15 protein-coding genes are annotated in these 13,944 nt (G+C 31.1%); 10 read left to right on the top strand and 5 right to left on the bottom strand.

Annotated elements, in window-relative coordinates; translation table 11 throughout:
* Positions 1-16: 16 nt before the first annotated feature.
* Together Q0820_RS07545 and Q0820_RS07540 are read left to right on the top strand one after the other, a co-directional pair.
* Positions 17-1,849, top strand: a complete 1,833-nt coding sequence (locus Q0820_RS07545) for a TonB-dependent siderophore receptor (protein WP_298486601.1) — start codon at positions 17-19, stop codon at positions 1,847-1,849.
* A gap of 3 nt (positions 1,850-1,852) precedes the next feature.
* Complete coding sequence (locus Q0820_RS07540) at positions 1,853-2,926, top strand: DUF5074 domain-containing protein (RefSeq protein WP_298486599.1); 1,074 nt, start codon at positions 1,853-1,855, stop codon at positions 2,924-2,926.
* A 72-nt stretch (positions 2,927-2,998) separates the two neighbouring features.
* On the opposite strand, the gene Q0820_RS07535 is transcribed toward Q0820_RS07540, so the two are convergent.
* Entirely contained in the window at positions 2,999-4,489 is a 1,491-nt protein-coding gene (locus Q0820_RS07535) for a S41 family peptidase (RefSeq protein ID WP_298486597.1), read from the bottom strand.
* Between the two features lie 222 nt (positions 4,490-4,711).
* Here Q0820_RS07535 and Q0820_RS07530 point away from each other — a divergent pair, with 222 nt between their 5' ends.
* The 6 genes from Q0820_RS07530 (at position 4,712) to Q0820_RS07505 (ending at position 8,422) form a co-directional block, all read left to right on the top strand.
* Entirely contained in the window at positions 4,712-5,221 is a 510-nt protein-coding gene (locus tag Q0820_RS07530; RefSeq protein ID WP_298486595.1) for a sigma-70 family RNA polymerase sigma factor, read from the top strand.
* Entirely contained in the window at positions 5,208-5,639 is a 432-nt protein-coding gene (locus Q0820_RS07525; protein WP_298486593.1) for a hypothetical protein, read from the top strand. The genes Q0820_RS07530 and Q0820_RS07525 overlap by 14 nt, the downstream gene beginning before the upstream one ends.
* Positions 5,640-5,648: 9 nt before the next feature.
* On the top strand, positions 5,649-6,197 hold the full coding sequence (locus Q0820_RS07520) for a DUF4252 domain-containing protein (RefSeq protein ID WP_298486592.1): 549 nt from the start codon (positions 5,649-5,651) through the stop codon (positions 6,195-6,197).
* A 109-nt stretch (positions 6,198-6,306) separates the two neighbouring features.
* Positions 6,307-6,849 carry a DUF4252 domain-containing protein gene (locus Q0820_RS07515; protein ID WP_298486590.1) on the top strand — a complete coding sequence of 181 codons (543 nt, stop codon included), beginning with the start codon at positions 6,307-6,309 and terminating at the stop codon, positions 6,847-6,849.
* A 57-nt stretch (positions 6,850-6,906) separates the two neighbouring features.
* Positions 6,907-7,446, top strand: a complete 540-nt coding sequence (locus Q0820_RS07510; RefSeq protein WP_298486588.1) for a DUF4252 domain-containing protein — start codon at positions 6,907-6,909, stop codon at positions 7,444-7,446.
* A gap of 160 nt (positions 7,447-7,606) precedes the next feature.
* Positions 7,607-8,422, top strand: coding sequence for a mechanosensitive ion channel family protein (locus Q0820_RS07505; protein WP_298486587.1), 816 nt, complete (start codon positions 7,607-7,609; stop codon positions 8,420-8,422).
* A 232-nt stretch (positions 8,423-8,654) separates the two neighbouring features.
* Here the strand turns inward: Q0820_RS07505 and purB are convergent, their stop codons facing one another.
* A complete protein-coding gene (gene purB, locus Q0820_RS07500) occupies positions 8,655-9,998 on the bottom strand; it encodes an adenylosuccinate lyase (protein ID WP_298486585.1) in 1,344 nt (447 codons plus the stop codon).
* Positions 9,999-10,116: 118 nt separating this feature from the next.
* Positions 10,117-10,677, bottom strand: coding sequence for an adenylosuccinate lyase (locus Q0820_RS07495; protein WP_298486583.1), 561 nt, complete (start codon positions 10,675-10,677; stop codon positions 10,117-10,119).
* A gap of 37 nt (positions 10,678-10,714) precedes the next feature.
* Between Q0820_RS07495 and Q0820_RS07490 the strand changes: the two genes are divergently transcribed.
* Positions 10,715-11,188 carry a heme-binding domain-containing protein gene (locus tag Q0820_RS07490; protein WP_298486581.1) on the top strand — a complete coding sequence of 158 codons (474 nt, stop codon included), beginning with the start codon at positions 10,715-10,717 and terminating at the stop codon, positions 11,186-11,188.
* On the opposite strand, the gene Q0820_RS07485 is transcribed toward Q0820_RS07490, so the two are convergent.
* Together Q0820_RS07485 and Q0820_RS07480 are read right to left on the bottom strand one after the other, a co-directional pair.
* The gene (locus Q0820_RS07485) at positions 11,151-11,846 is read right to left on the bottom strand and encodes an NAD-dependent deacylase (protein WP_298486580.1); all 696 of its coding nucleotides are present in this window, start codon (positions 11,844-11,846) and stop codon (positions 11,151-11,153) included. The two genes, Q0820_RS07490 and Q0820_RS07485, sit on opposite strands and share 38 nt — an antisense overlap.
* A 105-nt stretch (positions 11,847-11,951) precedes the next feature.
* The gene (locus tag Q0820_RS07480; RefSeq protein ID WP_298486579.1) at positions 11,952-13,133 is read right to left on the bottom strand and encodes an HYR domain-containing protein; all 1,182 of its coding nucleotides are present in this window, start codon (positions 13,131-13,133) and stop codon (positions 11,952-11,954) included.
* Positions 13,134-13,258: 125 nt separating this feature from the next.
* On the opposite strand from Q0820_RS07480, the gene Q0820_RS07475 reads away from it, so the two are divergent.
* A complete protein-coding gene (locus Q0820_RS07475) occupies positions 13,259-13,915 on the top strand; it encodes an RNA methyltransferase (protein WP_298486578.1) in 657 nt (218 codons plus the stop codon).
* Positions 13,916-13,944: the final 29 nt, after the last annotated feature.

The following is a 13,944-nucleotide window of genomic DNA, read 5'->3' as shown; positions in this document are numbered from 1 at the left end:
AAAGGTCTTTGGTGTGATGAAACGTATTGTAGTAATTTTTTTATTTATAATTGGCAGTAATTTGTCTTTCTCTCAGCAAGATTCTATTCTAAAGCTAGATGAGGTTGTAGTTTCTGATAGTAGGCTATTAGAGTTCTCTAACGGAATTAAAATTACAACAATTACAGATTCTACTTTACAAAGAGTACCTGGCGGATTAACTAATGCACTGCTTTTTAATAGCTCGGTTTACTTTAAAGAGAATGGTTACGGAATGGTTTCTTCCCCTTCTTTTAGAGGTACAGGAGCATCACAAACAGCAGTTATTTGGAACGGTATAAATGTAAATTCCCAGCTAAATGGGCAAACGGATTTTAATACCATTCTTCCGCAAAGTTTTGATAAGATAAGTGTAAGAAGTGGAGGCGGAAGTACACAATATGGAACAGGTGCCGTTGGTGGCAGCATACATTTAGAAAATAGTTTAGATTTTGCAAAGCCTTGGACTAGTGTGTTAAATTTAGGGTATGGTAGTTTTGACACAAAAAACTTTAACTACAAATCTAAATACGGAACAGATATAACAGCTCTTAGTGTAGGTTTAGGACATATATCTTCAGAAAATGACTATAAGTATCTAGGTACAGATAAGAAAAATGAAAACGGTGCTTTTAATAATACAGCTATAGATTTAGGTTTTGGCCTATTATTTTCTAGAACTAATTTATTAAAACTGCAACACTCTACGTTTATTGGTGATCGTGACTTTTCAGGAACTTTAACAGCTCCATCTAATAGCAACTACAAAAACTATAATTCAAAGTCCTTATTAGAATGGGTTAACTATAAAAAAAATAAAGTACAGCGCACAAAATTGGCATATTTATATGAGCGCAATAAGTATTTTGCGAATAAAAATTCGGATAGGTTTACAACAAGTAATGCTAAAACTATACTTTTTAATTACGATCTAAAGTATAGTATAAATAATATGTTGTTAAACGGTTTGGTAGACTATAACAACGTACGAGGCGAGGGTACTTCTATAGTTGCGGTTACTAGAAATGTAGTGGCAACTACCTTCTTGTTTTCACATACTGTTAGTAATAATTTTTCCTATGGCGTAAATCTTAGAAAAGATTGGGTTACAGATTATAGCAGTCCTTTTGTATATGCTTTAGATGGCAAATACAAACTCACTAAAAATTATGCAGTAACACTGAACACCTCTAAAAATTTTAGAATACCAACTTTTAATGATTTGTATTGGGAAACAGGGGGGAATAAAGATTTAAAACCAGAAACTTCCCATCAGGTTGAGTTTGGACAAATTTTTAATAAAAAAGGCGTAAAGGCTGAACTGTACTCGTACTATACAACAAATAAAGATTTAATACAATGGCGCCCAAGTAGTGTTTCTGGTGTTTGGTCTCCTATAAATGTGAAGAGTGTTTACCAGTATGGAGTAGAGTCTAGTATAACTCTACATAAAAAAATTAAAGAAAACCCTATAGTAGGTACTATAACTTATGCTTACACTAAAGCCATAGACAAAGAATCTGGGAACCAATTAATGTATGTGCCATTTCATAAAGCTACAGGAAGTTTAGTGTACCATTATGGCAAGTATAAAATAGGTTTGCAAACTCTATATAATGGATTGGTTTTTACCACAACAGACGAATCTCAAGAAGTAGCCGATTATTTTATTGGCAATGTTACTTTAGAATATGATGTAATAAACTTTTTTAATACTGATGTTGCAATAGCATTAAGTGTTAATAATATTTTGAATACTAATTACCAAAACATGGCATTTAGACCAATGCCTAATAGAAACTTTAAATTACAATTAAACTTTAAATTTTAGAAAATGAAAATTAAACATGTAGTATTAGCAATGGCGTTTGGCGCTTTTTTTGCGTCTTGTGAAAATGATGATAATGGGGGAGAGTTATTACCGTTAGGAGCATACGAAAATGGAATATTAGTGGTTAACGAAGGTCCTTTCCAAAATGGTTCTGGAACAATATCTTTTTTATCGGAAGATTTAGAAACTAATGAAGCGGAAATATATAATAAAGTAAATAATAAAGATTTAGGAAATATTATACAATCCGTTGGTTTTGAAGATGATATGGCTTATGTGGTAGCAAATATATCTAACAAAATAGAAGTAATAAATAGAAATACTTTTGAAAGCGAAGCTACTATAGATACAGGTTTATCTAATCCAAGATATTTTGTAGCCGTAAATGGTAAAGGGTATGTTACTAATTGGGGAGATACATCAGATGAAACGGATGATTTTATTGCGGTAATTAATTTAGCAACAAATACTGTAGAAAGCACAATTCCTGTTGCTCTTGGGCCAGAGGCAATTGTAGCAAAAGGAAATACAATATATGTAGCTCACAAGGGAGCTTTTGGCACAAATAGTATTGTTTCAGTAATTGATGCTGCATCGGAAGATGTTACTAAAACATTAGAAGTTGGTAAAAGACCAAATTCATTAGTATTAGATGCTAATGATAATTTATGGGTGTTAGCATCTGGTGGTTCTTCATGGCCAGTACCAGAAGATGAAAGTGCTGGTGTTTTATCAGAAATTAACACAAGTACTAATGAAGTGGTAACTACAATTAATTTTAACGGTGTTGAGCACCCTAATTTTTTAAATATAGATGGAGACAATTTATATTATAACTTAGGTAAAGATGTGTATACTTTAAAAACTACAGAGGATACTCTACCTACATCTTCTTATTTAACACATACTGCAACATCTTTGTATGGTATGGATGTTTATAATGGAAAACTATATACTGCAGATGCCATAGATTTTGCAAGTAATGGTACATTAACTATTTATGATTTAAATACAAAAGCAATAGATAAAACTTTTACAGTTGGTTTAAATCCAAATGGGGTTTATTTTAATGAGTAAATGTATTAGTAGAATAATACAAGAAAGGCGCTACAATTGTAGCGCCTTTTTTGTGTAAAAAATGTTTTGTATTTAGTTAGAAGATAATTTTAAAGGTTTATCTAAAAACATATTATCTTTTAATATTGTAAACATTTTAGAGCTTGTCATAATTTTAGCAGGAACTTTAACTGTAAAATCTCTTTTGCCAGATGCTCCTGTAATATCTTGGATAGCTCTTGCTAATAAAGGCTCATTCTCATCACCTAAGACGCCAAGGTTTGCTATGTCTTCTTCTAAATCTATATCAGGAACTAAGCCAGAAGTGTAGTCGTAAAAACCATCTGCATTTTCATTTCTTCCAATTAATGGTTGTATAGCCCATTTATTCTTCCTATTAATATTGTTTATTCTTGTTGGATCGTAGATGTAATCATTCTCTTTATCATCCACCATAGTTACTGAGAATTCATTTTTTCCTCTTGTGTTTTCTCCAATGTGTACAACATCTATATAAGGGGCAAGACCATTCATTACTAACTCACTAGAAGAGGCGGTACTATTGGTTGCTAGGATATATACTTTAGATAAGTTTAAAGTATTAATAGCAGAACCTTTACTTGTTTTATCCCCAAAGTAGTCATTTAAGTCAACATTTCTTCCTTCTAAAAAAGATTGGTATTTTCCATTATATCTGGCTTTTAAGAATACTTCTTCCGTATCTGTACTATATATCATACTAGATAATAAACGAGCAGTATTTACAGAACCTCCTGGGTTATATCTTAAATCTAAAACTAAATGTTGAACGTTAGCTTCATTAAAAGTTTTAAAGACATTATTTAAGTCTTCATCATATTCATTTGTAAAAGCGTTATAGACTAAATAGCCAATTTTTTCTCCATTTATATCAAAAGTTTTAGATAAAAAAACAGGATTTTCTGCTAAACCTTCCTCTTTAGTTAAAGAAACTTCTTTTTCGTTATCAGTCACTTGATTATTTTCTATGGAAGCCATGCCTAAAGTATAACTATCATTATCGCCAAAAAGTAAGTCTATATAATTACTTGTTGTAAGTGTGTTGCCATTTACTTTTGTAAACAATTCTCCACGACTAATATCTTTTGTGGCAGCATTAGAATTAGGAATTATGTACCTAACATATCCAAAGATGTTATCACTATCATTAAATTTAACCAAACCAAATTCTAATCCGTTACTTTTAGAAACACCGGAAAGTGCTTGTGTAAGCTCTGTATAATCCTCAGAATAAAAACTAAAACGATCTTCAGAAAAAGATAGTTTATTATCAAAAAAATCTGCGGGGTTAGATTCACTTGCAAGAAAATCTATATATTCTTGAATGCCTTCTTCTGTGTCAAGGAATTTATCATCTGCCAAATTAGGCACATCTTCTTGCCAAAAGTACCAAGAGTTCATTGCTTTCCACATAAAATCTTGTACAAGAACTTCGTCAGAATCTACAGTTAAGCCTTTGGTTTCAATAAACCTATCTTCATCACTTTTAGAACAGGAGGCAATTAATACTCCTATAGAGAGTAATGCTAGAACATATTTTTTCATAGTTACTGTATTTTTTTAGTTAAAACGTCTTCAAATATTGTTCCAGTATACATGACGGGGGAAAATAAAGAAGAATTTATTACTTACATACGTAAATTTACGTGTAAATAGTTGTCCAAAGTAAGGAGATATATAGAAATAAAAAATATTTTGTAACAAAACTCGATGAACATCGTCTTCCTTATGTAAACCAATAATAAGGTTTACAAACAACCAACAAAAATGAAACAAACTGAATTTTTAAATCTGGTGTTACCATTTAAGGATAAGTTATTTAGACTTTCTAAAAGGCTACTGGTTTCTACAGAAGAAGCCGAAGATGCAACGCAAGAAGTTTTATTAAAGTTATGGTCTAAGAATAGCAAAATGAAAGAGTATAAAAACGTGGAGGCTTTTGCAATGACTATGACCAAAAATTTTTGTTTAGATAGATTAAAATCTAAGCAAGCATCTAACTTAAAATTGGTACATAGTAATTATGGAGACGATAATAATTCTCTTCAAAAGAATATAGAAGCTAAAGACAGTGTTAATTGGGTAGAGAAAATAATGGATGAATTACCCGAGCAACAAAAAATGGTATTACAATTGCGTGATATTGAACAGTACACATTTGAAGAAATAGAAGAATTGTTAGATATGAAACCTACTGCAATACGAGTAGCCTTATCTAGAGCAAGAAAAACAGTAAGAGAAAAATTAACGCAAAAACATAATTATGGAATTGCATAAAATAGAAAAATTATTAGAAAAGTATTTTGAAGCCACTGCAACAGTTGCCGAAGAAGAAACATTACGCACCTATTTTTCTCAGGATAATGTGGCAAAGCATTTGGAGACGTACAAACCTATGTTTCAATACTTTTCTACAGCAAAGGAAGAGCAGTTTACAAAGCAGTTGCCATTAAAGGCAAACAAAAATTATTATAAATGGCTTAGTGTGGCTGCAGTAGGGGTAATAGTTTTTAGTCTTTATTTTGGAAATTTATACCAAGAAAAACAGGCAGAACAAGAGGAAGCACTATATGCGTATAACGAAACAAAAAAAGCACTAGACCTTTTAGCACAAAATTTTAGTAAGGGAACACGAAAAGTTGCTTACTTAAATCAATTTGAACAAACAAAACAAAAATTATACAAAAAAAAATAAATTAATATCATGAAAAAGTTCCTAATTATAACAGTAATAGCACTAATGCCTTTAGTGGGTATGTCTCAGTCTTTATTTGATAAATACGAAGATTTAGATAATGTAAGTGCCGTAGTCGTAAATAAAAGTATGTTTAACCTTCTAAGTAAGATAGATGTTGAGGTGGATGATCCAGAAGCGCAAGACTTTATGGATATAGCAAAAAGTTTAAAAAATTTAAAAGTTTTTATAACAGAAGATAAAGCGATATCTGCAGATATGCTTAAGTCTATGAATTCTTATTTAAAAACAGCAAAGCTAGAAGAGCTTATGCGTGTAAAAGATAAGGATGCTAATGTGAAGTTTTATATTAAAGAAGGTAAAGATGCCGATCATGTAAGCGAACTTTTAATGTTTGTTACAGGTATACATAATACCGATATAGAAATGAACGGAAGAAAGTTTGAAACAGTATTATTGTCTTTAACTGGCGATATAGATTTAAACAAGATAGGTTCTTTAACTAATAAAATGAATTTACCACAAGAACTAAATAAAGCTGGTAAAAAGAACAATTAAAAAAACACCTGATTTTTCAGGAACAATTAATATCATCAATCAATTTAATAATCAATCCTATACATTTCCCTTTTAATCAAGTAGGGGGTAGGATAAAAACAAAGCAGTCATGAGAAAATTTAGTTTAGTAGTAGCAATCGTTTTAGTACCGTTTTTTGGTTTAGCACAATCTATGTTCGATAAATATGAGAATATGGATAAAGTAGGAACTGTAGTTGTAAATAAGGGAATGATAAATTTGGTTAGCAAAATAGGAAGTATGACCGATGATCCTGAAGCGCAAGATTTTGCAGAGGTGGCCAAAGGTATTAAAGGTATCAAGGTTTTTATTACAGAAGACAAAGCTGTATCAGCAGATATGACATCTACAGTAAAAAAGTATTTAAGAAAATCTTCAATGGAAGAATTAATGCGTGTAAAAGACAAGGATGTTAACGTAAAGTTCTATATTAAAGAAGGTAAAGATGAAGATCATGTAAGAGAACTTTTAATGTTTGTGTCTGGTATGAAGAATATGGATGTAGATGTGCATGGAAGAAAATTTGAAACAGTATTGGTTTCCATGACCGGAAATATAGATTTAAATAAAATAGGAGCAATAACGAATAAAATGAATCTCCCGAAAGAATTAAACAACGCAGGAAAAAAATAGGAATTAACGTGCTACTGAGAATATATATTCTCAGTGGCATTTTTTAATTATAAAAAAATGACAACAATAATAAAAAGTATTTTAACTTTTGTAGTACTTCTTTTAGTAGGCGCATGCTCATCAACACAAAGTTTACAAGAATATTATGTAGACAATTCTGAGAATCCTAATTTTATTTCTTTTGATGTTCCTTCAAGTATATTACGTTTAGAGGAAGCAAATTTAACTGCTAGCCAAAAAGAAGCCGTAAGTTCTTTAAAAAAACTTAATATTCTGGCTTTTAAAAAATCAGGAGAAAATGAAGCTGATTTTGTAGCTGAAAAAAAACAGGTTAAAGCTATTTTAAAAAACAAGAAATTTACGGAGTTAATGAAAATGAATACCAGTTTTGGTAAGGCAACAATTAAATATTTAGGAGATGAAGACGCTATAGATGAGATTGTTATTTATGGAGATAACAAGGAAAAAGGTTTTGCTTTAATAAGAGTTTTAGGAGATAATATGAATCCAGCGCATTTGGTGGAATTAATAAAGGCTATGGAGAAATCTAATTATAACGGAGAAGGTTTTAGTAAACTTAAAGGATTCCTAGAGTAAGAGATTCTATTAAAAATTAGAAAGCTCTGTTGTAAATTTTGTTACAGCAGGGCTTTTTGCTTTAAAATAATATTAAATTTTAAAAAAATAGGCATGAATTAGTGACCTTCTATATATATTAGTGTCTCAATTACTAAACACTAAAAACTTTTAAATTATTATGGAGAACACAGATGTAAGCTCTTTGATGGGCAAGGGAATGGATTTTATAACGGAGTATGGCCCTAAAGTTATAGGAGCAATTATTATTTATATAATTGGTTCGTGGGTTATAAGCAAAATTGTAAAGCTTGCTCGTAAAGGCATGTCTAAAAGTAATTATGATGAATCTTTACAGAAATTTTTATTAAACCTTATTGGTTGGGCATTAAAGATATTCCTAATTATTATGGTAATATCTAAACTTGGTGTAGAAACAACAAGTTTTGCGGCAATTATTGCAGCAGCTGGTTTAGCAATAGGTTTAGCGTTACAGGGTTCATTATCTAATTTTGCGGGTGGTGTTTTACTTATGATTTTTAAGCCTTATAAAATTGGAGATTTAGTAGAAGCACAGGGTGTTTTAGGTTCTGTAAAAGAAATTGAGATATTTACTACTAAATTAATTACACCGCAAAATAAGTTAGCAATTATACCAAACGGAGCAATGGCAAACGGTAATATTATTAACTATACTGCGGAAGGTAAAATGAGAGTAGATACCAGTGTAGGTATTGGTTACGGAGAAGATATGAAAAAAGCAAAAGAAGTGCTTTTGGCAATGTTAGTAGCTAACCCTAAAGTATTAAAAGACCCAGCACCATCTGTAAATGTAGAAGAATTGGCAGATAGCTCTGTAAACTTAGCAGTACGCCCTTTCTGTAAACCAGAAGATTACTGGGATGTATATTTTGCAACCATAGAAGGGTCTAAAATAGCATTAGATAACGCTAAAATTGAAATTCCTTATCCACACGAAGTACAAATTAATAAGTAATATTAATTTATTTCTTATAATTTAAAAGACCGCAAGTTGCGGTCTTTTTTAGTTTTTCTTTTTTGCTTCAAGAAGTAAAACAATTATAGCAATAAAAAATAAAATATAGGCTACATTCATTAAAAGACTTCCTGTTATAAAATTTAGGAATACCCAATGTAAAATTTTTACAATACGTCCTATAAGATAAAATGCTAGGGCAATTATTATTAAATAGTGCCCAGCTTTCATATTAAATACCAGTATAGTTACTAGGAGTAATTGCTTTTAATTCTGTTTTAATAACATCGGAAACTTCTAGAGAATCTATAAAGTTTGCCATAGAGTCTTTCGTAATTTTCTCATTGGTTCTAGTTAAACCTTTTAAAGCTTCATAAGGATTAGGATATGCTTCTCTTCTTAATATAGTCTGAATAGCTTCCGCGACAACAGCCCAATTATTTTCTAAGTCCTGCTCAAATTTTTCTTTGTTTAAAAGTAATTTGTTTAATCCTTTTAGGGTAGATTGAAAAGCAATTAAGGTATGCGCAAAAGGTACACCAACGTTTCTAAGAACAGTACTGTCTGTTAGATCTCTTTGTAATCTAGAAACAGGAAGTTTAGCGGATAAATGCTCAAAAATAGCATTTGCTATACCTAAATTTCCTTCAGAGTTTTCAAAATCTATTGGGTTTACTTTATGTGGCATAGCAGAAGAACCCACTTCTCCTTTTTTAATTTTTTGTTTAAAATAATCCATAGACACATAGGTCCAGAAATCTCTATCTAAATCTAATAAAATGGTATTTATTCTTTTTAAAGTATCAAATAAAGCAGCCATATGATCGTAGTGCTCAATTTGTGTAGTAGGGAAGGAGTGGTGTAATCCTAATTTATCATGTACAAAGTTTTCTCCAAAAGATTTCCAATCTGTATTTGGATATGCAACTACGTGCGCATTATAATTTCCTGTAGCACCTCCAAATTTTGCAGCACTAGGAATATCATTCAATAAATTAAATTGTTCTTTTAAACGGGTAACAAAAACATTAATTTCTTTTCCTAATCTAGTAGGAGAAGCTGGTTGTCCATGTGTTCTTGCTAATAAAGGAATGGCATCCCATTCTTTTACCAATTCTTCTAATTTTGTAACCACCTCTAGGTATTGCGGAACATAAACCTCATTCATTGCTTCTTTTATAGAAAGAGGTATTGCTGTGTTGTTTATGTCCTGAGAAGTTAATCCAAAATGGATAAACTCTTTATGTTCACTTAATCCTAGCGCATCAAAAGCTTTTTTTATAAAATACTCCACAGCTTTTACATCATGATTAGTAACTTTTTCAATATCTTTTATTTCTTGCGCATCTTTAGCGTCAAAGTTTTTATAAATATCTCTTAAAGCATCAAATTTAGAAGCGTCAAACCCTACTAATTGTGGTAATGGAATTTCACACAAAGCAATAAAATATTCAATTTCTACTCGTACTCTGTATTTAATTAGTGCTTCTTCAGAAAAGAATGGAGATAAAGAATTAGTTTTACTACTATACCTTCCGTCTATAGGAGAAATTGCATTTAGTTGCGTAAGTGACATTTGCTTATGAATTTATTAGTAATTAACAAGCGGCAAATATACTTATAAGTTCAGGAGTTTAAAAGCCTATAAAAGTTTAATCTGATGTTGCTTTTTAAGTATCTGTTATAAGAAAAACTTATTTTATTTTTTCTAATGTCATTCTTGCTCTTGCTTTATAAGCTGCACTACCATTGGCATAGTTTTGTTCTAGAACCATACACAATTCTGGATAAATCCAATCATACTTACGTCCTAGTAATAGTAAAGAGGTCATGGAATATGCTTGCGCAGCTACTTTGTGTTCTCCAATTAACCAATCAAAACAGTTACTTGCTATAATTTCTAAATGCTTATTAGTCAAATTTTTAATACACTTAGGTTCTTTCTTTTGAAAGTAATTCTTTGTTAAGTATTCGCAAATTTTGGCCATAGGTCGTACAGAAGGGTCTAAATGTACTTTATGTAAATTGGCAGTGAAAGTATCTAAATAAGGGAAAATATATTCTAATTTTTCTTTTGCTGTAAATTCTAACACCCAACAGGCTTTAGAAGATATGGGGTTATCTACAGTAAATGCTATGGAGAGTAAGGGTTTAATTAATTCTGGATTGCTTAAAATTAAGCTAGACATCTCTTGCCGTTTATCTCTAGAATGATTTACATAATCTAAAGCTTTGAAAAGATCTTCTTTATTCATAAAAAAAATGTAATTTTAGAAAAATTTGTTTCCCCAAATGAAATTACTAAAAAAAACTGCAATTATCCTACTGGTTGCTTTTGTTACTATCCAGTTTTTTAGACCTTCTCAGAATACATCTCACGGTAATCATACTAAGTTGTTTATATCTGAAACAAACCCTCCACAGGATGTAAAAGTGCTATTGGAACAAACTTGTTATGACTGTCATAGCAATAATACCAATTATCCTTGGTATAATAACGTAGCGCCAGTTTCTTTTTGGATGGCAAACCATGTAAAAGATGGAAAAAAACATTTAAATTTTTCGGAATGGGAATCTTATTCTACCAAGAAAAAAGACCATAAGTTAGAGGAGGTTATAGAAACCTTAGAAGAAGGGGGAATGCCTTTAAAAGAATATACTTGGACGCATGAAAGAGCTAAGCTTACAGAAGAAGAAAAGAAACTTATTGTTGCTTGGGCAAAACGTTCTAGAGCATTATATCAATTAAAGAATTTACAGCAATAGGAACTCCTTTTGTAGCAGATTCAGCTATAATGGTTAAATTATTATAATTGTTTTTAGTTATTTTAGGGTTCGGGTCTATAAAATAAATGGGAATATTTTTAGGAGCATAATCTATTAAACCTGCAGCAGGATACACCTGCATAGAAGTTCCTATAATTAATAAAGCATCAGCCTTTTTGGTAATTTCTATGGCTTTATCCATCATAGGAACATCTTCTCCAAACCAAACAATATGTGGTCTTAATTGTGATCCTTTACTACACAAATTACCTATTTCAATATTTTTGTTCCAAGGTAATATTAAGTTTTTATCCATAGAACTTCTGGCTTTTAGTAGTTCGCCATGTAAATGTATAACTTGTTTACTTCCAGAGCGTTCATGTAGGTCATCTACATTTTGTGTTATAATGTTTACATTAAAATAGTTTTGTAAAGAAGTTAAGGCATAATGAGCTGTGTTAGGTTTTACAGTTGTTAATTGCTTTCTTCTTTGGTTATAAAAGTCTAGTACCAATGTTGGGTTGTTTTTAAAACCTTGTGGGGAGGCTACTTCCATAATATCATGTCCTTCCCATAAGCCATTTGCATCTCTAAAAGTTTTTATACCACTTTCGGCACTTATGCCGGCTCCTGTAAGAACAACAATGCTTTTTTTCATAAAGACGTGCTTTTAATCCAACTACTTTTCTATTACAGAATTACAAAAAAAAGCTAGATAATTAAATCTAACTTTTTCTCATAAATATCAATTATTTTCCTTTTTTTATTGATCTTCAAGTTTCCAAGTTCTTACCCAATCATACTTGGTAGTTCTTTGCTCTTCAGTTCCAGTAGCAGTTAAATCGTTCTCTGGCTCAATAGGGTTCCAATCATAAGTTTCCATTACCATGGTTATGTGACCTTCTAAATCAAAATCTGTTGAAGGCTTAATCGTATAAACATACTCTCCATCTAAATAAAATAATATTTCTGTAGGCGATTTCCACCAACATCCGTATACAAAATATCTGGAATGATTTTTCTCCTCTAAATCCTTTTTTCCTGGGCTTTGTACAGAGCTATTAATATCACAAGGTCTTGCGTGTCTCCAGGCATTAGAGTGATATATATTATCCCATTCTTTTGCCCATGAATCTGTTCCATTATGTGTTCTTCCTACACATTCTTGAATATCTAGTTCAAGTTTTCTAAAAGGTCCTGAATTACAATTTTGAGGAAAAGCTATCCAAAATGTTGAAGACATTACTGTTTCATTAGCTTTCATCCTAGCCTCATAGTAATAACCAGGTATAGCTTTAGTTTTGGAACGTAAAATTGCACCTCCATGAGTCCAATTACGACCATTACTAGTTATTGGTGTTTGTAATTTTTTCACTGTTACATTTAAGGACCCATCTCCTACAGAAACATTATCAGGCTGAAAAAGTGCAGGTTCTCTACCATACCATCCAAATTGATCTTGAGAAGGGTCTCTAAACCACTTAGAATCATCGAAAATATCCGTGTTAAATTCATCTGATAATTCTGCTACAGAAGTCCATTTTTTGCCTGTTGGCGTTGGATCATCACCTATAAAATAAGGCTTGTTTTCTGAAGGAGCATTTCTTGCTACTATTACATCAAAATTACAAGAAGTAGTGTTTCCGGCTGCATCAGTTACAACAAAAGTATTTGTAGTTGTTCCTATAGGAAATGATTCTCCCGACGCTAAACCAGTGGTTTGCTTTGTTACAGCACCAGCAATATTATCTGTTCCTTCTGGAGTAGTATAAGTTACTATGGCATCATTAGCTGTAGCCTCTATATTTACATTAATAGGGTCTAAACATGTTATAGAAGGAGCTATAGCATCTTTTTGCTCTTCTTCTTTTTCATCGTTACTGCAAGAGATAATAGATGTAAATAAACAAGCTAGTAAAATTTGGAAAAAATTGTTTTTTAGCATTAGAAATATTTTTTTATTGAGGTGTAAAGTTATGCGACTATATAAAAATGGTTTTCTTTATATGATCTAAATAAGGTAATAAATGTTCCGTTTTCTAAAAAAAAACTTTTTTATACCTTAGGAGCATGATAGATGAAAAGCTTTTAGCTTATTTAGAAGAAATGATAACTCCAGAACGTGTAGAACGTTTTAAAGTAATATTAGAGGAGCGAACAAAGTATATTACAGTTGCTATTGAAGATGTTTTTCAAAGACACAATATGAGTGCTGTAATACGTAGTTGCGAAGTTTTTGGAATACAAGATGCCCATGTTATAGAAAAAAGAAATGCTAAATGTTTAGATGAAGAAATTTCTATGGGTGCGCAAAATTGGGTAGATGTATATGAATACAAGGATACTATAAATTGCATAGAGAGTTTGCGTAAAAATGGATATAAAATTATTGCTACTACACCGCATAATGATTCTTGTTATTTGGATGATTTTAAGTTAGATAGTAAAATAGCTCTTTTTTTTGGGACTGAAAGAGATGGATTAAGTGACGAGGTTTTAGAAAATGCCGATGGCTATTTAAAAGTACCAATGGTAGGTTTTACAGAAAGTTTAAACATTTCAGTTTCTGCAGCAATAATTTTACAAAGTTTAACTAACAAACTTAAGAGGAGTAATTTAAATTGGCAGTTAACTGATGAAGAGAAACAAGAAAAACAATTAGATTGGACAAAGAAGTCTATAAAAAGCATTGATGCTATATTAGACAGATATTCTAAAAAAAGCTAAGTTTTTCTTAAATTTAAGAGAAATAACTA

This window comes from uncultured Maribacter sp., from assembly GCF_947495965.1.
Lineage (GTDB): Bacteria > Bacteroidota > Bacteroidia > Flavobacteriales > Flavobacteriaceae > Maribacter_B.
Note: the sequence above shows the minus strand (reverse complement) of the source record. Positions and strands in the feature narration are given on the sequence as shown.